The sequence below is a fragment of the Pigmentiphaga kullae genome (assembly GCF_004216695.1).
Lineage (GTDB): Bacteria > Pseudomonadota > Gammaproteobacteria > Burkholderiales > Burkholderiaceae_B > Pigmentiphaga > Pigmentiphaga kullae.
Map to the genome: position 1 here is coordinate 223,895 of NZ_SGXC01000003.1, position 21,183 is coordinate 245,077.

The window sequence follows — 21,183 nt, forward strand, 5'->3', positions numbered from 1 at the left end:
GGGTCTCGTTCAGGCAGGATCGTAATAGTGTATTTCGAGGAGGAGACAGCCGCCGTTCGATTTGAACGGACCGTGCCAGGCGCCGGGCGGGCGCACCGCGTAGGTGTAGCCGGAGAAGGGCGTGCCGCCGTTGCCGTCGGCGTCGTTGCCCACCGTCAGATCGCCGGAGACCAGGAAGACTTCTTCCCAATGATCGTGGACGATGGCCTCCCGCGTGTGCAGGCCGGGCGGAAAGCGCAGGAGGCGGGTGCGGCTGCCCCGCTTGTTCAGGACGTCCAGCGCGCCGGCCAGGATCTTCTCGCGGGCGCCGGAGGCGGGATCGTAGCCTTCGGGCAATTGCCAGCCGTTCTCCATGTCCAATGTGTGGAATTCGTCATGCAGCTTGTTCACGGGCATAGGGTGCTCCAGGGAGGTAGGGGAATCAGCCGGCCACGGGCAGCGTCTCGGCGCGATAGCCGTGGCGCAGCGTGCGGTCCAGCACGGGGTCGTGCAGTTCGAAGTCGAAGCGGGGCGAGTGGCGGATGCCGCCGTGCGCGGGCAGCGTGCCGCAGAACATCGCGCCGCCTTCGGGCAGGGCGCCACCGCCGTCGGCGTAGCCGGCGATCAGCTCGAGCGGATGGCGCATGGCCGTCACCGGGCCTTCCTGGTAGGTCACGCGCTGGCCGTCTTCCTCGATGACGGCGCGCAGCAGCAGCCGGTCCCAGTGCGCGGCCACGTCGTCGAACAACCACCAGTCGGCGCCTATGGGTTTCTCGCACAACTGCTTGGAGATCGCCACGCCCATGGTTTCGACCTTGCGGTCGGTGTGGTCCGAGCCTATGCCCACCCACAACTGCCCGCCCGCGCGCAGCATGACGAATTCGACCTCGCCGCTGGAGTCTGTGCCGCTGACCTCGATGCGGTCGCGAGTGGTCAGGCGCGCGGCGGCGACGCGGTAGTACATGGGCGTGGCCGCCGGACGCGGGACGCCCAGGGCCTCCAGTTCGGCGATGTGTTTTTCCATGGCCTCGCGGTCGCGGCCGGTCCAGCCTGCGATGACGGCGTGCGAGATGGCGGTGTCGCGCGAGACCTTGCCCGCGCCGGTGATGAAGTTCAGGAGCATGGTCTCAGTCCAGTCGCGCGTTGGCGGCCTTGACCACCTTCTGCCAGTGGGCCGATTCCTGCGCGATGAAGGCGCGGAACTCGTCGGGCTTGTCGGCGATGATCGTCAGCCCCAGCGATTCCAGCCGGGTCGTGACGGCGGGGTCGCGCAAGGCCTTGGCGAACTCGGCGTTCAGCCGGTCGACGATGGGGCGCGGCGTGCCCGCGGGTGCGACGAAGCTGTACCAGTTGCCGGCCTGCACGTCGGGGTAGCCGGCCTCGGCCGAGGTGGGGATGTCCGGCGCCTGCGGACTGCGCTCCTTGCCGGTCAGCGCGATGGCCTTCAGGCGGCCGCTCTTGACGTACTGGAGGACGTTCGACAGGTTGTCGCACATCAGGCTGACGCGGCCGCTCAATACGTCCTGCATGGCCGGGGCCGGTCCCTGGTAGGGCACGTGCACCAGATCCACGCCCGTGGCCGCCTTCAGCGATTCGCCGCACAGGTGACTGGTGCTGCCGTTGCCGGCCGACGCGAAGGTCAGCTCGCCGGGGCGCTTGCGCGCCAGCTCCACCAGTTCCTTCAGGTTGGACGCCGCGATGCCGGGATGAGCCACCAGCAGGTTGGGGGTGGACGCGGCGTTGATGACCGGATCGAAGTCCTTGGCCGGCGCATACGCGAGCTTGCTGTACACCCAGGGGTTGATGGCCAGCACGCCCGTCGTGGCCATCAGCAGCGTATAGCCGTCGGCGGGCGAGGTCGCCACTTTCGCGGCGCCCAGCGAGCCGTTGGCGCCGGCGCGGTTCTCGACGACGACCGTGGCGCCCAGGGCCTTCGAGACGTGGGGCGCCAGCAGGCGGGGAATGATGTCGCTGGTGCTGCCCGGCGGAAACGGCGTCACGATGGTGATGGGGCGGCTGGGATACGGATCGGCCCAGGCCGTGGCCGACGCCAGCGCGAGTATGGTACCTAGTGCGAATTTGCTGAACATGCTGAACTCCCGATGGAGGATGGTAGGGAAGGGGAGCGCAGACCGCGGGTCAGGCTCCCTGGTGCATCTCCGGTCGCCGCAGGCTGCTGATCATGGACACCTTCAACAGGTATTCCCTGGCCAGCCGCCCGTCGCCGGCCGTGCGGGTCATCTCTTCGCGCCAGGTCTTCTGCCGCGCTTCGTCCCGCGTCTCCAGGTTGTTCTTGTTGGCGATGGTGATCTTGTTCACGTAGTCGAGCGCCACGGGCCGGCGTTCCGCCTCGTACCGGTCCAGCAGGGCGTCGTCGGCCTGCCCCAGGCAGACCCGGGCAAGCTTGTCGGCCAGGTTGAAAGCATCATGTATGCCACCGTTCATGCCCATGCCGCCCAGCGGATTGTTCAAATGGGCAGCGTCGCCCGCCAGGAAGGCCCGGCCCACCCGGTAGCGCGGCGCCACGCGCTGGTGCACGGAGTAGATGGTGCGGTGCTCGATGGTGTAGCCGGCCGGGTTCGGGTGCACGCATTGCAGACGGCGCTGGATGCTGGCGTCGGACAGGATGTCGGCGTCGGTTTCGTCGGCGCCCACCGGCAGCATCACGCGCCATAGGCCCGGCACGCGCAAGAGGAAGAACCATTGCTCGGGGTCCGCGAAGTAGCTGACCTCGGCCAGGCCGGGGATGACATCGGCGAAATCGAAGGGTGTGCTGGCGACCAGGAAACGTTCGGTCCAGGTGAAGCCTTCCAGCACCACGCCCACCAGGTCGCGCACCACGCTGCGGCCGCCGTCGGCGCCGATCAGCCAGGTACCGCGTTCCGTCGTCTCGGCGCCGTCCGCGCGCCGGACCGTAAGCGTCACGCCGTCCGCGTCCTGCTGCGCGTTCGTCACGCGCGCGTCGAAGCGGACCTCGGCATGCGGAATGCGCGCCAGGCGGTCGACCAGGAGGCCGTTCAGCTTGAACTGCTCGCACTGGAGGCGGTAGGGATGGGCGGTCTCGCCGCCGATGGCGCCGAAGTTGAACTCGGCCACCCAGCCCTGGCGATCGCGGTATTGCATGCGCGGGGCCACCAGGCCCATGTTGATGAGTAATTTCGAAATATCGAGGCGGGCAAGCAGGTCCAGCGTCGACGGCTGGAAGGTGGAGGCGCGCAAGGTCTGGGGCAGGCTGGCCTCGGCTTCGAACACCGTCACGGGTATGCCGGCATCCGCCAGCACGTTGGCGGCCACCAGGCCCACCGGGCCGGCGCCGGCGATCAGGACTCGTTCGTTGTTTGCGGTCATGGCTTGCAGGGATGTGGAGGAACGGGACACATCCTAGGAGTCTTGTCCGCGGTCCGACAAACGATTTATTCTGGACACATCTTGAGTTTTTGGAATGATCCAATGCGACGCAGGCTGCCTAGCATCGGTGCCTTGACCGCTTTCGAGGCGGCCGCCCGCCACCTCAGCATTACCCGCGCGGCGGCCGAGCTGGCGTTGACCGAAAGCGCCGTGTCGCGCCAGATCTCGCTGTTGGAGGAACAACTGGGCGTGCGGCTGTTCCACCGCATCAAGAAGCGCATTTCCTTGACGCGCGCCGGCGCCATGTACGGCGAGCGGGTGATGCAGACCATAGAACGCATCGAACGCGACACGCAGGAGGTCATGGGGCATGAAGGCGGCGGCGTGGTGCTCGAGATCGCCGCGCTGCCCACCGTCGGGTCGCAGTGGCTGGTACCCAGGCTGGCCTCGTTCTACGACGGCCAGCCCGGCGCCACCGTGCACGTCAGCGCGCGCAGCACGCGTTTCTTCTTCAGCGAAAGCGCGCTGGACGGCGCCCTGTATTTCGGCGCGCCCGACTGGCCCGGCGCCGGCGTCGATCACCTGTTCGACGAGGTGCTGCTGCCGGTGGGCAGTCCGGCCTTGCTGCGGGACGCCGCCGCGCCCGGTCCGCGTGACATCGTGGGTTGCCGGCTGCTGCACCTGATGACGCGTCCCGAAGCCTGGCGCCATTGGTGCGCGGCGGCGGGGCTGTCCGACGTCAACGTCATGCGGGGGCCGCGCTTCGAAATCCAGTCCATGTTGATCAGCGCCGCCTGCGCCGGCCTGGGCGTGGCGCTGCTCCCGCGTTTCCTGATCGGCGACCAGTTGCGGTCGGGCAAGCTCAAGGTGCTGTCGGATCTGGCCGTGCGCAGCGAAGGCGCCTATTACTTCGCCTATCCGGTGGAAAATGCCGGCGATCCGGCGCTGGCGGTTTTTCGCGCCTGGCTGCAGGCGCAGACCGAATCCCTCAGGAAACGGACACGGGCAGGCGATGCCGCTCCAGCCGCTCGCGGTCTATCCAGTCGTCCAGGCAGGGCGAGGGTGGCAGCGCCACGCGGCCGCGCCGGATGACCGGCTCGGCGGGCACGATCTGCTCGGCCAGCGTCAGGAAGAAGGTCTGCTCCGCGGCGAAGGCGCAGTCGTCGGCGGGCACGGCCGCGGCCTGCTGCAGATTGATCAGCGTCCCCAGCGCGCTTTCCGCATAGATGCCGGTGGCGACCCGGGCGCCGTACTTGCGTGCGAGCGCGCCGATGGCCAGCGTTTCGGTCATGCCTATGCGTCCGGGCTTGGCGCTGAGCGAGCGTGCGCCCCGTTCCAGGAACAGCGCCGCGTCGGCGGCGGTGGCGCAGGGGCTGTCCACCAGAATAGGCAGAGAGGTGCCGCGCTGCAAGGCCTCGAAGTGGGCGTCCGGCCTCAGCGGGCAGGGGTCTTCGGCGGTCACGACCCCTTCGTCCTCGAGCAGGCGCAGGTAGCCCGCGGCTTCGTCCGGCGCATAGGCCGAGTTGGCGTCCACGTTGAAGACGGCGTCGTCGCCCACCGCCCGGCGTATGGCGCGCAGCGCCCGCCGGTCGACGTCCATGCCTTGTCCGCCCTTGATCTTGAACGCGCGTATGCCGTGGCGCTCGGCCGCGCCGGCGGCATCGCGCGCCATGACTTCCGGGGGCTGGCGGGTCACGGTCCAGGTCACTTCGACCTCGGGCGTGCCGCCCCAGAATTGCCATAGCGGCTGCCGGGCGCGGGCGGCGCGCAGCATCCAGCACGCGGTTTCCAGCATGCCCTTGGCCAGGCGGTTTTCCGGCAAGGGGGCCAGCGCCTGGCGCAGCGTGGCCGGATCGGAGACGTCCAGGCCGGCGGCCGCAGGCATCACCAGGTCCCGGAAGGCCGCGGCAAGCGAGGCCGGCGACACGCCGGACCAGGTCGCCTTGACCGTGCCTTCGGCCATGCCGGCCAGGCCGTCGTCCGACTCGACGCGCAGCAGGGCGTAGACGCCCGCGTCTTCGATCGCATTGGCCCAGACCACCTGGCGGCGGTAGGCCAGGCGGTAGAAATCCAGCGACCAGCGGGCGATCTTCATGGCGGGAAGGTCAGCCCATCGTGATGTTGGCTTTCTTGATCAGCTTGCGCCAGGTCTCCATCTCGCGCTCGACGTGGGTCCGGAATTCCTCCGGCGTGGTACCCAGCATCTCGACGCCCTGGGACTTGAAGTGCTCCTTGAACTCGGGCGACTGCACGATCTTGTTCAACTCGCGGTTCAGCTTGTCGACGATGGGCTTGGGCGTGCCGGCCGGCGCGACGTAGCCCCACCAGCCCGAGGCATCGTAGCCGGGCAGGGTCTCGGCGATGGTGGGCACGTTGGGCAGCACCGACATGCGTTCCTTGCCCGTGACGGCAATCGCCTTCACGCGGCCGGGCTGCAGGTAGGCCATCGCGCCCGTGTAGGTGCTGAACGTCAATTGCACCTGTCCGCTGGCGACGTCGTTCAGGCCCTGGGCCAGGCCCTTGTAGGGGATGTGCATCAGGTCGACGTGGGCCATGTCCTTGAGCAGTTCGCCCATCAGGTGGGCGCTGCCGCCGTTGCCGGTCGACGCGTACGAGATCTTGCCCGGCTGCGACTTGGCCAGCGCGATCAGCTCGGGGACCGTGTTGGCGGGCAGGCTGGGCGTGGCGGTCATCACGTAGGGCGAGGTTCCCACCAGGGTGATGAAGCTGAAGCTCTTGATCGAGTCGTAGGGCAGCTTGGCGACCAGGCTGGGATTGATCGAATGGGAGGCCGCAGTCTGCAGCAGGGTGTAGCCGTCGGGTTCGGCGCGCGCGACGTATTCGGTGCCGATGACGGTGCCGCCGCCGGGTTTGTTCTCGACCACGACCGACTGCTTGAGCGCTTCGGACAGTTGCTGCGCGATGCGGCGCGCCAGCACGTCGTTGATCGCGCCGGGCGTGTAGGGAACGATGATGCGGATCGGCCGCGAGGGGTAGTTGGCCGCGGATTCGCTTTGCGCCCACGCGGGCAGCGTTGTCGCCAAGGCAGCCGCGACGGCTCCCAGTTGAAGGGCGAAACGGGTCTTCATGCTGTCTCCTCGATGACGGCTGTCCGGGGGACTTGCCGTCCTTGCCGGGGGAAAGCCATATTGTTGCTTAAATCAACTATGGATTTTATCAACTATACCGTAACAAGTTGCCATTTTCAACGAAGAGGCGCTGGGGAAAACCCCGGGCGCCCCCGCTCGCATCGTTCATTCGTAGGACAGGGTGTCGAACAGCGCCTGCAGGGCCGCCGGTGGCGTGCCGGCGCCCAGCGCCAGCATCAGCGCGATGCGGGCCTTGTACGGGTCCAGGCCGGCGGCCTGGGGGAAGCCGCCGGGGTCGGGGACCCCGACCCGGCCGGCCCCGGTGCGGCTGGCGCGCACGATCGCCAGGCCCCGGCCATGCGCCTCGCGCAGAAGCGGTTCGATGCGGCCGCTGACCGAGCCGTTGCCGTAGCCCGCCCAGACCAGCCCGCGCGCCCCGCCGCGCAGGGCCGCATCGACCATCGCGGCGGAAATGCCGGGATAGTCGAACAGGATGTCCACCGGCGCGAGCGGCGTTTCCGGCGCGAAGCGGGGCGTGGTCCGGCGGGGAGGCGAGAGCCAGCCGGCGTAGCCGTCCTGGACGAAACCCACGGGCCCGGCCTCGCCGCTGTCGAAGGCGTCCACGCGATGCGTGTGCGCCTTGCGCAGATGGCGGGCGTGATGGATCTGGCCGTTGAGGACGGCGATCACTCCCTGCCGCGCCGCGTGTGGGCAGGCCGCCACCTGGACGGCCTGCAGCAGGTTCATGGGGCCGTCGGCGGATGTCGCGGTGGCCGGGCGCATGGCACCGGTGATGACCAGCGGCTTGGCCGGCGCCAGCGTCAGATGCAGGAACCACGCCGTTTCTTCCATGGTGTCGGTGCCGTGGGTCAGCACCACGCCATCGACCGCGGGATCCGTCAGCGCGAGCGCGGCTTCGCGTGCCAGCGCCTGCCAGAACCCGGGCAGGGCGTCCTTGCTGTCCAGCGAGAACAACTGGCGTGCATCGACGCGCACGTCGTCCATCGGGGGAAGGGCGGCCAGCAGCGCATCGACCGGCAGGGCGCCGGCCTGGTAGCCGCTGGTGTCGCGCGGCGACGGCGCGGCGCCGGCGATGGTGCCGCCGGTGGCCAGGATGCGCACGGCGGGTATCCGGCGCGTCATGCGGCCTCCGCGGGGTATGCTCGCGTGGGGGCGCGGCGCCGCGCCCGCCTGTCAGGACGATCCGTATGCACGATGCGACACACCGCCTGCTGGCCGCGCTCAGGATGCGCCAGCTCGAACTCATCAGTACCCTGGCCGACGCCGGCAACATGCGGGCGGCGGGCCAGCGGCTGCACCTGAGCACCGCGGCGGTCAGCAAGGGGCTGCGCGAGGTGGAGACGCTGTTCGGCACGGCCATCTTCCACCGCCTGCCGCGGGGCGTGGTCACGACCGCCGCCGGCGACCTGATCGTTCAGCGCGCGCGGGTGCTGCTGGGCGAGGTGGCCCAACTGGCGGACGAACTGGCCGCGCACGGCATGCCCGCCGACCAGGGGATACGGCTGGGCGCGCCGCCCTTCATCGCCTGGACGCTGGTGCCCCGGCTGCTGCGCGACCTGGCGGCTCGCGGCGGCCTGCCGCCCGTGCGCATCGTCGAGGGCCGCCTGGCCGACATGTGCCAGAAGCTGGAGGCCGGCGACCTGGACGTGCTGGTCACGATGAACACGCCGTCCGAGCTTGGCGGGCTGAGGCCCGACGGCTTCGTGATCGAACAGATAGGGACCGAGGAATGGACGGTGGTGTGCGCGCCGGCGCATCCGCTGGCCGCGGACCGCCGCCGGCGCCACGCGTGGCGGTCGCTGCGCGACGAGGCCTGGATACTGCCGCCGCGGCCGACCAATGCCCGCATGATGGTGGAGCAGGTCATGCTGCAGCACGGCCTGGCGCCCATCGCGCCCCGCATCGAATCGACCAACGCCATCACCAACCTGCAGCTGGCCGAACAGTCGCTGGGCGTGACGCTGGCGGCGCGCTGCGTGATCGAGGACCGCCTGCGGCGCGGGACCCTGGTGGAGATCGACATGGAGGACCTGCCCGCGCCGGTCCCCATCGCGATGGTCTATCGCTTCAGCGGCGCTCATCGCGGCGGCGTGGCTGCGCTGCGCGAGGCGGCGCAGCGGCTGCGCAGCGCAGCCACGCCGCCCGAAGCCAGTCCCAGTTCGTCCACCAGGAAGTTCTCGGCGCGGAAGTCGCGCGCGTAGGCGGCTTCCAGGAGGTCGATGCAGGCTGACAGCAGCGGCGATTCCACTCCCGCCGCCCGGGCCAGCGCTTCCTGGAACACCAGGCCGAAGGGCGCGTCCTCCAGCACGTAGCGGTGGTCCAGGCGGGCGGGGCCCGAGGGGCCCATGCCGCGCGCCTGGATGGCGGCGGCCATTTCGTGCAGCGGCCCGGCCTCGATGTGGTAGGAGCGGCTGTAGTGCTCGGCCAGCGTGGGCAGGGCAAAGCCCAGCGCCGCGGCGGTGGCCAGGCGTTCCCGGTCCAGGCCCGCGGCCAGGCGGCCGACCACCGGCGTGAAGCAGCCGAACAGCGGCCAGTCCTCGCCCCGGTCCATGCGGGTCAGGTTGGGGATCACCTCGGCGGCGTGGGCGATGGGATTGATGTTGGCCAGCGTCGGCGCCAGCAGGTCGCCGGCGTCGACGAAGCGCTCGCCCAGCAGGGTGGCGCACAGCGCCAGGATGCGGTCGCCCGCGCCGGTCGAGGCCATGTCGATGCGATGGCGCAGCGGATTCGCGTGCAGCCGGCCGTCGGGCAGGAAGTGCGCGGTCGTGGGTGTCGTGGCCCAGCCCGCGGCATGCAGCTCGCAGCCGCGCCGCGCCGCGCGCTCGCGCAGCCAGAGCGGCGCCAGGCTGAGCGCGCCGCTGACGATGACGGTCTGGCCGTCGCGCCACAGCGGCGCCAGCCGTCCCAGCACGTCGGCATAGGCGTTGCCCGGCAGGCAGACGATGACGGTGTCGAATCCGGCCAGACGCTCCGGCGCGGCCAGCAGTTCGATCTCCACGTCGCCGTCCAGGGCGCCGGCGCAGGCGATGCGCGCCATGCCGCCGTGGCGCTGGAGCCGGGCGGCGGTGGGAGACCACAGGAAGGGACGGTGTCCGTGACGAAGCAGATAGGCCGCGGTGGCGCAGCCGATGGGCCCGGCGCCGACGACTGCGACGTCGAGCGCGGGTTGGGAATGCGATGCCATCCTAGTCCAGGGAAATGTGGCGTTCGCGGATGATGCGGGCCCACTTGGCGCTTTCCGCGGCCGCAGCGCGGCGCAGTTCGTCGGGCGAGCTGTCGACGATTTCCACGCCCTGGCGGCGCAGCTTGTCGCGCAGGTCGTTGCCGGACAGGACCTTGTGCACGGCCTGGTGCAGGCGGTCGATGATCGGGCGCGGCGTACCGGCCGGCGCGAACAGCGCGAAGTTGGTGGTCGACTCGAAGCTGGGCACGCCGGATTCGCCGACGGTGGGAACGTCCGGCAGCAGCGGCGAGCGGGAGGTGCCCGTCACGGCGATGGCCTTCAGGCGGCCGGCGGCGGCGAAGGGCAGGGCCACGCCCAGGTCCAGGAAGGCCGCGTCGACTTCTCCCGCGGCCACCGCGTTGTTGGCCGGGCCGCCGCCCTTGTAGGGCACGTGCGTCATGGAAATGCCGGTCAGGCTCATGAACAGTTCGGCCGCCAGATGGCTGGTCGAGCCGTTGCCGCCCGAGGCGACGTTCAGGCGGCCGGGCTGCTTGCGGGCCAGCGCCAGCAGGTCCTTCACGCCGGTGGCTTCCAGCGTGGGGCGCACCGCCAGGATGAGCGGGCTCGAGGCCAGCAGCGAGACCGGGGCGAGGTCGCGCTCGTGCCGGTAGGACAGCGACTTGTACAGGTGCTCGGCGATGGCGTAGGTGCTGTTGGTGGCCAGGATCAGCGTGTAGCCGTCGGCCGGGGCGGCCGCCACCTGGGCGTGGCCGATGGTGCCGTTGGCGCCGGGGCGGTTGTCCACCACCACCTGCTGGCCGAGCTGCTGGCTCAGTTCCGTGGAAACCATGCGGGCCAGCAGGTCGGTGGCGCCGCCGGGCGACCACCCGACCACCATCTTGACGGGACGGGAGGGATAAGCGCCGGATTGCGCGTGGGCGGCCGGGACAAAGGCGACGGCCAGCGCGGTCCATAGGCTTATGGCGGGTAAGGTTTTCATCGAAGGGAGTCCGGGGTGAAGGGTACGATGAGTGTATTGAGCGCCTTCCCGCCTGACGAGCGACGTCTTTTCAAGCCTCGTCAACCCAGGGTTAACGCAGCGTGGCCATCGCCCGCTTCCCCGGTGGGCGCAACCCTTGCACGAGAGCAGAATGACCGCACTGTCCGTATTGGATCTGTCACCCATCTGCGCCGGCGGCACCGCCGCCGACGCCTTTCGCAACACCCTCGACCTGGCGCAGCACGCCGAGCGCTGGGGCTATCGCCGCTACTGGCTGGCCGAGCACCACAACATGCCGGGCATCGCCAGCGCCGCCACGGCCCTCGTGATTGCCCACGTGGCCGCCGGCACGACGCACATGCGGGTGGGCGCTGGCGGCGTCATGCTGCCCAACCACGCGCCGCTGGTCATCGCCGAACAGTTCGGCACGCTGGCTTCGCTGTATCCGGGCCGCATCGACCTCGGCCTGGGCCGCGCGCCCGGTTCGGACCAGGCCACCGCCCGCGCGCTGCGCCGGGGGCAGGGCGATACCGCCGACCGCTTCCCCCAGGACGTGGCCGAACTGCAGCACTATTTCCAGGCGCCCAGCCCGGGGCAGCCGGTGCAGGCCGTGCCGGGAGGCGGACTGGACGTGCCGCTGTGGCTGTTGGGGTCCAGCCTGTTCAGCGCGCAGCTGGCGGCGCAGATGGGGCTGCCCTTCGCCTTCGCCTCGCACTTCGCCCCGGGCTACCTGACGGCGGCGCTGGACCTGTATCGCACGCGCTTCCAGCCCTCCGCGGCCTTGCGGCGGCCCTATGTCATGCTGGGCATCAACGTGTTCGCCGCCGACACCCGGGACGAGGCGCGCCGCCTGTTCACCTCGCTGCAACTGCAATTCGTCAACCTGATCCGGGGCACGCCCGGCAAGCTCAATGCGCCGGTCGACAACATCGAGGAAATCTGGAGCGGTCCCGAGAAGGCGCACATCGAGCGTTCGCTGTCCTGCGCGGTGGTGGGCACGCCGGAAGACGTTGAGACCGGGCTGGACGAATTCGCGCGCCGCCACGGGGCCGACGAGCTGATGGTGACCGCGCAGGTCTACGACCACGCCGCGCGCCTGCGTTCGTTCGAGATCACCGCCGCCGCCGGCGCGCGGCTGGGGTGGCTGGAAAACGCGGCGTGAGGGAGCTCACTCGTCCCGTTCGGGTAGACGCTCGGCCTTCAGCGGCAGCGCCTTGCCCAGCCAGAACCCGTGGACCAGGTGATCGCGGCGGGGAAGGCCGGTGTCGGGATGCACCAGCACGTCCAGGCCGCGCCGGTTCAGCATGAGCCAGGGCACGAGCGTGGCGAAGACGCCGGGGTCGAACAGCAACTGATACATCGCCTGCGTATGCGGGCCGACGGGCACGTCGTGCCAGCGGCCGGCGCGCAGGGGAAAGCGCGCGACGGCTTCCTCGCGCACGATAGCGGCCACGTCGCGGGTGGCGGCGGGGTCGTAGTAGACATGGGCATGGAATGCGCGAATGATGCCGGTGTCGTAGGAGTCTGCCTGCATGGCTTCTGGCCTGGATGGCGGTGCGGACCGCGGTGGTGAACGAAAGAAGAAGGCGCGGCGCGGGCTGCGCCCTGTATGGATTCTATGTGACGGAGCGACAAGTGGATCTGGGATTGAAAGGAAAAGTGGCGGTGGTGACGGGCGCGACGGCCGGCATAGGCCTGGCGGCCGCGCTGAAGTTCGTGGAAGAGGGCGCCCGGGTGGCGATCTGCGCGCGCAGCGCCGACAAGCTCGCGGCCACCGTGGAGCTGTTGCGCGCCAAGGGCGGCGATGTCTTCGGGCTGGCGACGGACATCTCCAGGCCCGAGGAAATCGAACGGTTTTTCACGGCCGTCGCGGGCCACTTCGGCCGCATCGACATCCTGGTCAACAATGCCGGCACCTCGATGCGCGGCCCGTTCCTGAAGGTCAGCGACGCCGACTGGGATGCCGATCTCGAATTGAAGCTGTACGGGGCTATCCGCTGTTCGCGCCTGGCCGTCCAACACATGAAGAAACAAGGGGGCGGCCGTATCGTCAATATCTCCACCATAGGCGGCAAGCAGCCCGCCGCCACGTCCATGCCCACCTCGGTGTCGCGCGCGGCGGGGCTGGCCCTGACCAAGGCGTTGTCGCGCGAATTCGCGGCCGACAACATCCTGGTGAATGCCGTCTGCATCGGCAAGATCAAGGCCGGGCAGCACGAGCGGGCCGCCGCCACCAAGGGCCGCGACGCCGACGACCTGTACCGCGAATTCGCGCAGGACATCCCCCTGGGCCGGGTGGGCGAGGCCGAGGAAGCCGCCAACGTCATCGTTTTCCTGGCGTCCGGAGCGGCCAGCTACGTGACCGGTTCCAGCGTCAACCTGGACGGCGGCGCTTCGTCCGTGATGTGACGACGACACGGGTTCCGGCCCGTGGCGGGACTTGCAATTCCCGTCCCGCGTCTATATAGTTAGTTCATCTAACTAACTTATTGGGCGCGGCGCCCGCGCGCGTGCCCGCCAGGACCATGCTGGACCTCACCGGTAACGAATCGATCGACCTGGCCGCCCAATTGCGGCCGGCCATCCTTCGGCTGAACAGGCTGCTGCGGCGCGAGACACAGGCCTTCGGCGTTTCGCCGCTCATGGTCATGCTGCTGTCGACCATCGACAAGGAACCCGGTATCGGCGTCAACGATCTCGCCAATCGCGAGAACATGCGCGCCGCCAGCATGAGCAGCCACGTCAAGCAGCTCGAGGCCGCCGGCTACATCCAGCGCGACCAGACCCTGCATACGGACAAGCGCCGCGTCGGACTGGCCGTGACCCCGGAGGGGCGCAGGCTGGTGGCCGAGGTGCGCAAGCGCCGCACCGACTGGCTGGCGGGGCGCATCGCCAAGCTCGACCCGGACGACCGCGAGGCGCTTGGCCGCGCGGCCCGGGCCCTGCAGCATCTCGGGGAGTGAAAGCCATGGCCTTGTCCACCAACGATCACTCCCCGTTCATGACCCGCGTCACGCAGCGGCTCGGCCCCATGGTCGTGCCGCTCATCGTCGGCTGCGCGCTGTTCATGCAGATGCTGGATTCCACCGTCATCGCCACGGCCCTGCCGGCGATGGCGCATTCCTTCGGCGAGGATCCGGTCCGGCTCAACGTCGCGATTACCGCCTACCTGCTCAGCGCCGCCGTGTTCGTGCCCATCTGCGGCTGGGCCGCCGATCGGTTCGGCGCGCGCCAGGTATTCGCCTCGGCCATCGTGCTGTTCACCATCAGTTCCACGCTGTGCGGGCTGTCGCAGACCCTGGGCCAGATGGTGGCCGGACGGATGCTGCAAGGGTTCGCGGGCGCGATGATGGTCCCGGTGGGGCGCATCGTGCTGCTGCGCACGGTGTCCAAGTCGGAGCTGGTGCGCGCCATGTCCTTCCTCAGCATGCCGGCCTTGCTGGGGCCCATCTTCGGGCCCGCCGTGGGGGGCTTCCTGGTCGAGTACGGCTCGTGGCGCTGGATCTTCTTCATGAACCTGCCCATCGGCGTGCTGGGCGTGATCCTGGCGCTGCGCTACATCCACGATACCGAGGCGGGCCAGCCGCAGCCGCTGGACATCATCGGCTTCCTGCTGACCGCCGTCTGCCTGGGCACGCTGGTGTTCTGCTTCGAGGCCGTGGGCCACGGCGTGCTGTCCACGCCCATGGTGCTGGGGCTGCTGGTCTTGGGCGGCGTATGCGGACTGCTGTACGTCAAGCACGCGGAGCGTTCGCCGCACCCCATCCTGGATTTCCGCCTGCTGAAGATCCCTACCTTCTCCATCGCGCTGCTGGGCGGGAACCTCTGCCGGCTCGCGGTCGGCGCCGTACCCTTCCTGCTGGCCATGCAGTTGCAGGTGGCGTTCGGCATGGGCCCCTTCGCTGCGGGGATGCTGACCTTCGCCGGCGCGCTGGGCGCGCTGATCATGAAGATGAGCGCCAGCCCCATCATCAAGCGCTTCGGCTTCCGCCGCACCCTCGTGGTCAACGCCTTCCTGACCGGGGCGTCCATCATCGGCTGCGTGCTGTTCACCCCGGTCACGCCGCATGCCGTCATCATCATCGTGCTGCTGCTGGGCGGGTTCTTCCGGTCGCTGCAACTGACCGGCGTCAACTCGCTGGCCTATGCCGACATCGGCCCCGAGCAGATGGGGCGGGCCACGGGCATGGCCAGCGCGGTCCAGCAACTGGCCATCAGCCTGGGCGTGGCCGTGGCCGCTTTCGCGCTGAAGGTCAGCATGGCCACGCGCGGCGCCACCACGCTCGACGCCTACGACGTGATTCCCGGCTTCCTCGTCATCGGCATCACGATGATGATGTCCGTGATCTTCTTCAGCCGTCTTTCCGCCAACGCCGGTTCCGCCGTCAGCGGAAAAAAATAGCTCCCCCCCCTACGCGCTGACGCGCGCCCCCCAGGGGGCGAAACCGGCGGACTGGCGGAGCCAGATCCGCGGTTTCCTGGGTCTAGAGAAAGTGTCTTGGACTGAAGCACGGTTGCTATCGCTGGCAACCAGCGATAGTACCGGTGCCGCAACCCAAGAAACGGGTACTAGACCCAGGATGCGGTGGATCCGGCTCCGCCGGTCCACCCGCATCGCCCCCTTGAGGGGGCCCGCGGAAGCGGGTAGGGGGTGGGCTTTCCTTGCGCGCGAAGCGCGTAGGGGGGCTTCCCCCCCCCTACACCATGTTTTTCGGGATGACCCACGCGTCGAACTGCTCGTTCGTCACATAGCCCAGGGCCAGCGCGGATTCGCGTAGCGACAGGTTTTCCTTGTGCGCCTTCTTGGCGATCTGGGCGGCCTTGTCGTAGCCGATGTGGGGATTGAGGGCGGTGACCAGCATGAGGGAGCGTTCCACCAGTTCGGCGATCCGGTCGCGGTTGGGTTCCAGGCCCGCCACGCAGTTCTTCTCGAAGCTTTCCATGCCGTCGGCCAGCAGGCGCACCGATTGCAGGAAGTTGTGGATCAGCATGGGCTTGAAGACGTTCAGCTCGAAGTTGCCGCTGGCGCCGCCGATGTTGATGGCGACGTCGTTGCCCAGGACCTGCGCGCCGAGCATGGTCAGGGCCTCGGACTGGGTCGGGTTGACCTTGCCGGGCATGATGGAGCTGCCGGGCTCGTTCTCGGGGATGCTGATCTCGCCCAGTCCCGAGCGCGGGCCGCTGGCGAGCCAGCGCACGTCGTTGGCCAGCTTGATCAGGCCGGCGGCCAGGGTCTTCAAGGCGCCGTGGGAGAACAACAGGCCCTCGTGCGAGGCCAGCGCCTGGAACTTGTTGGGCGCGGACTCGAAGGGCAGGCCGGTTTCCCGGGCCAGCTCGGCGGCGACCTTCGCGCCGAACTCCGGATGGGTGTTCAGGCCGGTGCCGACGGCGGTGCCGCCTATGGCCAGTTGCAGCAGGCTGCGCTGGGCGTGGCGGATCTGTTCCTCGGCCAGCAGGAGCTGGGCTTCGTGGCCGGACAGTTCCTGCCCCAGGGTCAGGGGCGTGGCATCCTGCAGATGGGTGCGGCCGATCTTGACGATGTCGGCATAGGCCCGGGCCTTGTCGCCCAGCGTCTTGCGCAGGCGCGCCAGCGCAGGCAGCAGGCGGGCATGGATCTGCAAGGCTGCCGCCACGTGCATGGCCGTGGGGAAGACGTCGTTGGACGACTGGCCGCGGTTGACGTGGTCGTTGGGATGGACCAGCCGCGCTTCGCCCCGCTCGCCGCCCAGGAGTTCCGAGGCGCGGTTGGCCAGCACCTCGTTGACGTTCATGTTGGTCTGCGTGCCGGAGCCGGTCTGCCAGACGCTCAGGGGGAACTCGTCCGGCCAGCGGCCGGCGATGATCTCGTCGGCCGCCGCCTCGATGGCATGGGCGGTGCGGGCGTCGAGCAGGCCCAGTTCGGCGTTGACGCGGGCGGCGGCGCGCTTGACCTGGGCCAGGGCCGTGATCAGAGGCGCGGGCATCTGCTCGTGCGAGATCGCGAAGAACTGCAGCGATCGCTGGGTCTGGGCGCCCCACAAATGATCGGCGGGAACGTCGATCGGACCGAAGGTGTCCTTTTCAACACGGGTTTGCATGTCCATCTCCTTGCCTGCCCGGCCCGGCCTGCGGGCCTGGATGATTCCAGGTTAGCAGAAGCCTTGCGCGCATCGGCTTGTGTCCCTGCAAGCGACTGTGGTAAAGGATGAGCGATGCAAGAACCAGGGAGCTTTTCGTGTTCGAACGAGCCGAGCGGGACCCGTCCATGGACGAGCGGGAGTACGAGCGGCGCGAGCTCGTGCTTCGGACGGAACTGCTCCAGCAGCAGTACGAACTTCTGAAGCAGCGCGACCGCGCCGTGCTGATCGTGGTGGCGGGGGTCGACGGCGCGGGCAAGGGGTCCGCCATCAATCTGCTGAACGAGTGGATGGACCCGCGCCACATCCGCACCCTGGCCTTCGGCGAGCCGAGCGTGGACGAGGCCCAGCGGCCGGCCATGTGGCGCTACTGGAACGCATTGCCCGCGCTGGGGCAGACGGGCATCGTCTTCGGTTCCTGGTATGCGCCCCTTTTCAAGGAGGCGGCGCGCAAGAAGCCGGACATGGACCGCATCGCGGCGATGGCCGCCGAGATCCTGCGTTTCGAGGCCATGCTGGCCAGCGAGCGGGTGCGGATGCTCAAGCTCTGGTACCACCTGTCGCGCGACGCGCAGGTGGCCCGCATCGATGCGCAACTGGCCGATCCTGCGACGGCCTGGCGGGTGTCCGAGGCCGACCTGAAGGTGCGCAAGAAATTCGGCCGGCTGCGCGCGGCCGGCGAAATCGTGCTGGGCGCCACCGACGCGGCCTATACGCCGTGGCAGGTGGTGCCCGGTGCCGATGCACGGCTGCGCGCCGTCGAAACGGCCTCGGCCGTGTTGCAGGCGATGCGCGGGCCGCTGCCGCGCGCGCCGCGCCGGCCGCCGCTGCAGGTCGTGCGCCATGGCGACCGGTCCGGGGCGATGCTGGAGCCCGCGCCGGGCGGCGGCAAGCTGGACGAGGTCGACTATGAAAGGCAGTTGGCCGGCTGGCAGGCCCGCCTGGCGGAGCAGGTCCGCGCCAAGCGCTTTCGCAAACGCTCGCTGGTACTGGTGTTCGAGGGTGTGGATGCCGCCGGCAAGGGCGGCGCGATCCGGCGCGTCTCGCACGCGCTGGACGTGCGCAACTTCGACATCGTGCCGATTTCCGCGCCCAGCGACGACGAGCTGGCCCATCCGTACCTGTGGCGGTTCTGGCGGCACCTGCCGCTGCATGGCCGGGTCTGCATCTTCGACCGCTCGTGGTATGGCCGGGTGCTGGTCGAGCGGGTCGAATCGCTGATCCCGCCCGCCACCTGGCGGCGCGCCTACGACGAGATCAACGACTTCGAGGACCAGTTGCGCCGGGGTGGCGCGGTGGTGCTGAAGTTCTGGCTGTCGGTCTCGCGCGAGGAACAGTTGCGTCGCTTCAAGGAGCGCCGCGATTCTCCGTTCAAGAGCTTCAAGCTCACGCCGGACGACTGGCGCAACCGGCGCAAGTGGGACGACTACATGTCGGCCGCGCGCGAGATGATCGCGCGCACGGATACCGCCCACGCGCCCTGGATCGTGGTGGCTGACGACGACAAGCGCACCGCGCGGGTCAAGGTCCTGGAACACATCGTGAAGGCCATGGATGAAGCCTGATCCACGCCAGCCTTCCACAGCGTGGGTGCTGGCCGTCACGCTCGCCATCCAGTCGCTGGCCTCGGCCGCGACCATCGCGCCGGCGGTGGTCGCTCCGGTGGCCACGCGCGAACTCGGCCTGCCTTCCAGCGCCATCGGTTTCTACATGGCCCTGGTCTACCTGGGCGCGATGTTCACCAGCGTGATCGGCGGCACCCTGGTCACCCGCCTGGGGGCGGTGCGCTGCAGCCAGGCGGCCCTGCTGCTGTGCGGCCTGGGCATGGGGCTGCTGTGCAGCGGCGGTCCCGCGCTTGCCGCCGTCGGCGCCCTGGTCATCGGTGCCGGGTACGGTCCCATCACGCCTTCCAGTTCCTACCTGTTGATGCGCAGCACGCCCGCCCATCGCATGTCGCTGGTGTTCTCGATCAAGCAGACCGGCGTGCCGCTGGGCGGGGTGCTGGCGGCGCTGGCCAGTCCGCAGATCGAGCACGTACTGGGCTGGCGCTGGGCGCTGGGGGTTTGCGCGGTGGCCTGCCTGTTGTGCATGCTGGTCGCGCAAAGCGTGCGGCGCAGCCTGGACGTGCCGGGCGAGCCCGCCGCCCCGTGGCGCTGGCAGGACCTGGCGCGGCCGGTCGGACTGGTCTGGCGCACGCCCGCGCTGCGCCTCATGGCCGTGTGCTCGCTGCTGTTCTCCTTCATCCAGCTGGCGATCACGGCCTACCTGGTGACCTACCTGAACCTGTCGCTGGGATGGACGCTGATCGCGGCGGGCGTCATCCTGTCCTTGTCGCAGGTCGCGGGCGTGGCCGGGCGGATCCTGTGGGGCATCGTGGCCGACCGCTGGGCGCCGCCGCGCAAGGTCCTGGGCGGGCTGGCCCTGACGATGGCGGCAAGCTGCGTCGCCACCGCCTTCCTGCAGCCTGCCACGCCGTGGATACTGGTGGCCGCCGTCGCGGCGGTGTTCGGCGCTTCGGCCATAGGCTGGAACGGCGTGTTCCTGGCCGAGGTCGCCCGGCGCGCGCCGGCGGGACAGGCCGGCGCGGCCACGGGCGGGACCCTGCTGTTCACCTATTTCGGCGTGCTGGCGGGCCAGCCCTTGTTCAGCTACGTGGCGTCGCTGGCGGGCCAGGCCGGCCAGCCCGGCTATGCCTGGGCATACGGGCTGCTGGTGATTCCCGCGCTGTTCTGCGCCACCTGGCTGCTGCGCGCGCGGAGCTAGCGAACCTGCGCGATGACGTGGGCCACCGCCGCGGTCAGCTTCTTCACGTAGGGAATGTGCAGGAACTCGTTGGGCCCGTGGGCATTGGAGCGGGGGCCCAGCACGCCGGTGATCAGAAACTGGGCCTCGGGGAATTTCTCGCCCAGCATGCCCATGAAGGGAATGGTGCCGCCTTCGCCTATCCACGCCGTGCCCTGCCCGAACGTCGATTGCGACGCCGCGTCCAGCGCGCGTTCGAGCCAGCGGGCGGTCGGCGGGGCGTTCCAGCCGCCGGCGCCGCCCTCGCTTTCGAACCTGACCCGGGCCTGGTAGGGAGGGTCCTGCTCCAGCGCGGCTTTCATCGCATGCGTGGCGCGTTCGGCGTCCACCGTGGGCGGCAGGCGCATGCTGAGCTTGAGCGAGGTCTTGGGGCGCAGCACGTTGCCGGCGGCGTCGATGGACGGCAGGCCGGCCGCACCGGTCACGGACAGGGCCGGCCGCCAGGTACGGTTCAGGATGCCTTCGACCGGGTCGGTGGTGGTGGGCTGGGAGTGGGCATGAGCGTCGGCGCCGTGCGAGCATCCCACCCAGGGAAATTGCTTCCACACCTGGTCGCCCAGGATGGCGCCGGCCGTGCGGGCCTGGGCCAGGCGTTCGTCCGGGATGCCGGCGTGGAGTTCCGGCAGCAGCACGCGCCCGGTGGCCGGGTCGTCGATCCGGTTGAGCAACTGGCGCGCGATCCGGAACGAGGACGGCACCAGGCCGCTGGCCATGCCCGAATGGACGCCTTCGTCCAGGATTTCCACCGTCAGCACGCCGCCGGTCAGTCCGCGCAGCGAGGTGGTCACCCACAATTGCTCGTAGTTGCCGCAGCCCGAGTCCAGCCCCACGACCAGCGTGGGCGGCCCGATGCGCGGGGCGAGCAGGTCCAGGTAGGCCGGCAGGTCGTAGCTGCCGCTTTCCTCGCAAGTCTCGATCAGCCCCACGCAGCGGGGACGGGGGATGCCCTGCGCGTCCATCGCGGCCAGCGCCGCCAGGGCGGCGTAGATGGCATAGCCGTCGTCCGCGCTGCCGCGCCCGTACAGCTTGCCGTCCTCGATCTTCGGCGTCCACGGACCCAGGTCCTGGCGCCAGCCGGTCATCTCGGGCTGCTTGTCCAGGTGGCCGTAGAACAGTACGGTGCGGTCGCCGCCCAGGCCCTGGGTGGCGGGCGCCTCGAAATACAGGCAGGGCGTGCGGCCCGGGATGGCGACGATCTCTACCTTCAGCCCGGTGACGGGCTGAGCGCGCGCCCACTTCGCGGCCGCGTCCACGACCGCGGCCAGATGACCGTGCTCGGCCCAACTGGCATCGAACATGGGCGACTTGGCGGGGATGCGCACGTAGTCGGCCAACAGGGGAATCAGTTCGTCGTCATAGCGGCGCGCCAGCACCGCGGCAAGGTCGGACAGGTCCATCAGGGGCTCCCGGATCAGGCTCCAGTGTAGAACTTGTCGCCGGAGAAGGCAGCTTGCAAGATTTACATGTAATTCTTACCTGAGACCGGGCAGGGGACCATGCAAATCTTATAAGAACCTCCACGCTTACCCAGTGCAACAGCCTTTTCAAAGGGCAAGGCGGGCATGGTATGGAATGTGCTCGTCATCCAGCACGACGCCACCGCGTCGTCAGGACAGAGCCCGCCATCAGCGGGACGAGTTTTACGGGGAAAGCCAAGGAGAAGAA

The 21,183-nt window shown here is 69.3% G+C and carries 19 protein-coding genes and 1 pseudogene; 8 read left to right on the forward strand and 12 right to left on the reverse strand.

The window, feature by feature from the left end:
- Positions 1-9: 9 nt before the first annotated feature.
- Genes EV675_RS23865 through EV675_RS23880 form a run of 4 tightly spaced genes read right to left on the reverse strand, consistent with a single transcriptional unit; the run spans position 10 to position 3,327 of the window.
- A complete protein-coding gene (locus EV675_RS23865; protein ID WP_124690786.1) occupies positions 10-396 on the reverse strand; it encodes a cupin domain-containing protein in 387 nt (128 codons plus the stop codon).
- Between the two features lie 25 nt (positions 397-421).
- A complete protein-coding gene (locus EV675_RS23870) occupies positions 422-1,102 on the reverse strand; it encodes a DUF2848 domain-containing protein (protein ID WP_130360679.1) in 681 nt (226 codons plus the stop codon).
- 4 nt (positions 1,103-1,106) lie between these two features.
- Positions 1,107-2,069, reverse strand: a complete 963-nt coding sequence (locus EV675_RS23875; RefSeq protein WP_130360681.1) for a Bug family tripartite tricarboxylate transporter substrate binding protein — start codon at positions 2,067-2,069, stop codon at positions 1,107-1,109.
- 49 nt (positions 2,070-2,118) lie between these two features.
- The gene (locus EV675_RS23880; protein ID WP_130360683.1) at positions 2,119-3,327 is read right to left on the reverse strand and encodes an FAD-dependent oxidoreductase; all 1,209 of its coding nucleotides are present in this window, start codon (positions 3,325-3,327) and stop codon (positions 2,119-2,121) included.
- 132 nt (positions 3,328-3,459) lie between these two features.
- On the opposite strand from EV675_RS23880, the gene EV675_RS23885 reads away from it, so the two are divergent.
- Positions 3,460-4,419, forward strand: a complete 960-nt coding sequence (locus EV675_RS23885) for a LysR substrate-binding domain-containing protein (protein WP_207222041.1) — start codon at positions 3,460-3,462, stop codon at positions 4,417-4,419.
- Here EV675_RS23885 and EV675_RS23890 read toward each other — a convergent pair.
- The 3 genes from EV675_RS23890 to EV675_RS23900 all read right to left on the reverse strand — a co-directional run bounded on the left by EV675_RS23890 (position 4,316) and on the right by EV675_RS23900 (position 7,559).
- Complete coding sequence (locus EV675_RS23890; RefSeq protein WP_130360687.1) at positions 4,316-5,422, reverse strand: mandelate racemase/muconate lactonizing enzyme family protein; 1,107 nt, start codon at positions 5,420-5,422, stop codon at positions 4,316-4,318. The genes EV675_RS23885 and EV675_RS23890 overlap by 104 nt on opposite strands.
- Positions 5,423-5,432: 10 nt before the next feature.
- Positions 5,433-6,416, reverse strand: coding sequence for a tripartite tricarboxylate transporter substrate binding protein (locus tag EV675_RS23895; protein WP_130360689.1), 984 nt, complete (start codon positions 6,414-6,416; stop codon positions 5,433-5,435).
- A gap of 165 nt (positions 6,417-6,581) precedes the next feature.
- Positions 6,582-7,559, reverse strand: coding sequence for an asparaginase (locus tag EV675_RS23900; protein WP_130360691.1), 978 nt, complete (start codon positions 7,557-7,559; stop codon positions 6,582-6,584).
- A gap of 65 nt (positions 7,560-7,624) precedes the next feature.
- Here EV675_RS23900 and EV675_RS23905 point away from each other — a divergent pair, with 65 nt between their 5' ends.
- Positions 7,625-8,638, forward strand: coding sequence for a LysR family transcriptional regulator (locus EV675_RS23905; RefSeq protein ID WP_130360693.1), 1,014 nt, complete (start codon positions 7,625-7,627; stop codon positions 8,636-8,638).
- Positions 8,639-8,649: 11 nt separating this feature from the next.
- Here EV675_RS23905 and EV675_RS30100 read toward each other — a convergent pair.
- Positions 8,650-9,621: pseudogene (locus tag EV675_RS30100) on the reverse strand (NAD/NADP octopine/nopaline dehydrogenase family protein); the annotation flags it as partial.
- 1 nt (position 9,622) lies between these two features.
- The gene (locus EV675_RS23915) at positions 9,623-10,600 is read right to left on the reverse strand and encodes a Bug family tripartite tricarboxylate transporter substrate binding protein (protein ID WP_165404748.1); all 978 of its coding nucleotides are present in this window, start codon (positions 10,598-10,600) and stop codon (positions 9,623-9,625) included.
- A gap of 151 nt (positions 10,601-10,751) precedes the next feature.
- On the opposite strand from EV675_RS23915, the gene EV675_RS23920 reads away from it, so the two are divergent.
- Entirely contained in the window at positions 10,752-11,762 is a 1,011-nt protein-coding gene (locus EV675_RS23920) for an LLM class flavin-dependent oxidoreductase (protein ID WP_130360699.1), read from the forward strand.
- Positions 11,763-11,768: 6 nt separating this feature from the next.
- Here EV675_RS23920 and EV675_RS23925 read toward each other — a convergent pair whose 3' ends face one another.
- Positions 11,769-12,134, reverse strand: a complete 366-nt coding sequence (locus EV675_RS23925) for a DOPA 4,5-dioxygenase family protein (RefSeq protein ID WP_130360701.1) — start codon at positions 12,132-12,134, stop codon at positions 11,769-11,771.
- Positions 12,135-12,220: 86 nt separating this feature from the next.
- Between EV675_RS23925 and EV675_RS23930 the strand changes: the two genes are divergently transcribed.
- The 3 genes from EV675_RS23930 to EV675_RS23940 all read left to right on the forward strand — a co-directional run bounded on the left by EV675_RS23930 (position 12,221) and on the right by EV675_RS23940 (position 15,002).
- Entirely contained in the window at positions 12,221-13,009 is a 789-nt protein-coding gene (locus EV675_RS23930; RefSeq protein WP_242621580.1) for an SDR family NAD(P)-dependent oxidoreductase, read from the forward strand.
- 116 nt (positions 13,010-13,125) lie between these two features.
- Positions 13,126-13,563 (forward strand): MarR family winged helix-turn-helix transcriptional regulator, encoded by a 438-nt coding sequence (locus tag EV675_RS23935; protein WP_130360703.1) that lies wholly within the window; start codon positions 13,126-13,128, stop codon positions 13,561-13,563.
- Positions 13,564-13,601: 38 nt separating this feature from the next.
- On the forward strand, positions 13,602-15,002 hold the full coding sequence (locus EV675_RS23940) for a DHA2 family efflux MFS transporter permease subunit (protein ID WP_341273606.1): 1,401 nt from the start codon (positions 13,602-13,604) through the stop codon (positions 15,000-15,002).
- 295 nt (positions 15,003-15,297) lie between these two features.
- On the opposite strand, the gene fumC is transcribed toward EV675_RS23940, so the two are convergent.
- Complete coding sequence (gene fumC, locus EV675_RS23945) at positions 15,298-16,677, reverse strand: class II fumarate hydratase (protein WP_130360707.1); 1,380 nt, start codon at positions 16,675-16,677, stop codon at positions 15,298-15,300.
- Between the two features lie 137 nt (positions 16,678-16,814).
- Here fumC and pap point away from each other — a divergent pair, with 137 nt between their 5' ends.
- Complete coding sequence (pap, locus tag EV675_RS23950) at positions 16,815-18,281, forward strand: polyphosphate:AMP phosphotransferase (RefSeq protein ID WP_130360709.1); 1,467 nt, start codon at positions 16,815-16,817, stop codon at positions 18,279-18,281.
- Positions 18,271-19,479, forward strand: coding sequence for an MFS transporter (locus EV675_RS23955; protein ID WP_130360711.1), 1,209 nt, complete (start codon positions 18,271-18,273; stop codon positions 19,477-19,479). The genes pap and EV675_RS23955 overlap by 11 nt, the downstream gene beginning before the upstream one ends.
- Here the strand turns inward: EV675_RS23955 and EV675_RS23960 are convergent.
- Entirely contained in the window at positions 19,476-20,915 is a 1,440-nt protein-coding gene (locus EV675_RS23960; protein WP_130360713.1) for a M20/M25/M40 family metallo-hydrolase, read from the reverse strand. The genes EV675_RS23955 and EV675_RS23960 overlap by 4 nt on opposite strands.
- Positions 20,916-21,183: the final 268 nt, after the last annotated feature.

Bases quoted from the DNA above. Each gene is read 5' to 3' on its own strand.
- EV675_RS23880 (WP_130360683.1), bottom strand. From the start codon at position 3,327: ATGACCGCAAACAACGAACGAGTCCTGATCGCCGGCGCCGGCCCGGTG.
- EV675_RS23915 (WP_165404748.1), bottom strand. From the start codon at position 10,600: ATGAAAACCTTACCCGCCATAAGCCTATGGACCGCGCTGGCCGTCGCC.
- EV675_RS23960 (WP_130360713.1), bottom strand. From the start codon at position 20,915: ATGGACCTGTCCGACCTTGCCGCGGTGCTGGCGCGCCGCTATGACGAC.
- EV675_RS23935 (WP_130360703.1), top strand. From the start codon at position 13,126: ATGCTGGACCTCACCGGTAACGAATCGATCGACCTGGCCGCCCAATTG.
- EV675_RS23925 (WP_130360701.1), bottom strand. From the start codon at position 12,134: ATGCAGGCAGACTCCTACGACACCGGCATCATTCGCGCATTCCATGCC.
- EV675_RS23870 (WP_130360679.1), bottom strand. From the start codon at position 1,102: ATGCTCCTGAACTTCATCACCGGCGCGGGCAAGGTCTCGCGCGACACC.
- EV675_RS23905 (WP_130360693.1), top strand. From the start codon at position 7,625: ATGCACGATGCGACACACCGCCTGCTGGCCGCGCTCAGGATGCGCCAG.
- EV675_RS23895 (WP_130360689.1), bottom strand. From the start codon at position 6,416: ATGAAGACCCGTTTCGCCCTTCAACTGGGAGCCGTCGCGGCTGCCTTG.
- EV675_RS23875 (WP_130360681.1), bottom strand. From the start codon at position 2,069: ATGTTCAGCAAATTCGCACTAGGTACCATACTCGCGCTGGCGTCGGCC.
- EV675_RS23955 (WP_130360711.1), top strand. From the start codon at position 18,271: ATGAAGCCTGATCCACGCCAGCCTTCCACAGCGTGGGTGCTGGCCGTC.
- EV675_RS23920 (WP_130360699.1), top strand. From the start codon at position 10,752: ATGACCGCACTGTCCGTATTGGATCTGTCACCCATCTGCGCCGGCGGC.
- EV675_RS23900 (WP_130360691.1), bottom strand. From the start codon at position 7,559: ATGACGCGCCGGATACCCGCCGTGCGCATCCTGGCCACCGGCGGCACC.
- EV675_RS23890 (WP_130360687.1), bottom strand. From the start codon at position 5,422: ATGAAGATCGCCCGCTGGTCGCTGGATTTCTACCGCCTGGCCTACCGC.
- EV675_RS23940 (WP_341273606.1), top strand. From the start codon at position 13,602: ATGACCCGCGTCACGCAGCGGCTCGGCCCCATGGTCGTGCCGCTCATC.
- EV675_RS23865 (WP_124690786.1), bottom strand. From the start codon at position 396: ATGCCCGTGAACAAGCTGCATGACGAATTCCACACATTGGACATGGAG.
- fumC (WP_130360707.1), bottom strand. From the start codon at position 16,677: ATGCAAACCCGTGTTGAAAAGGACACCTTCGGTCCGATCGACGTTCCC.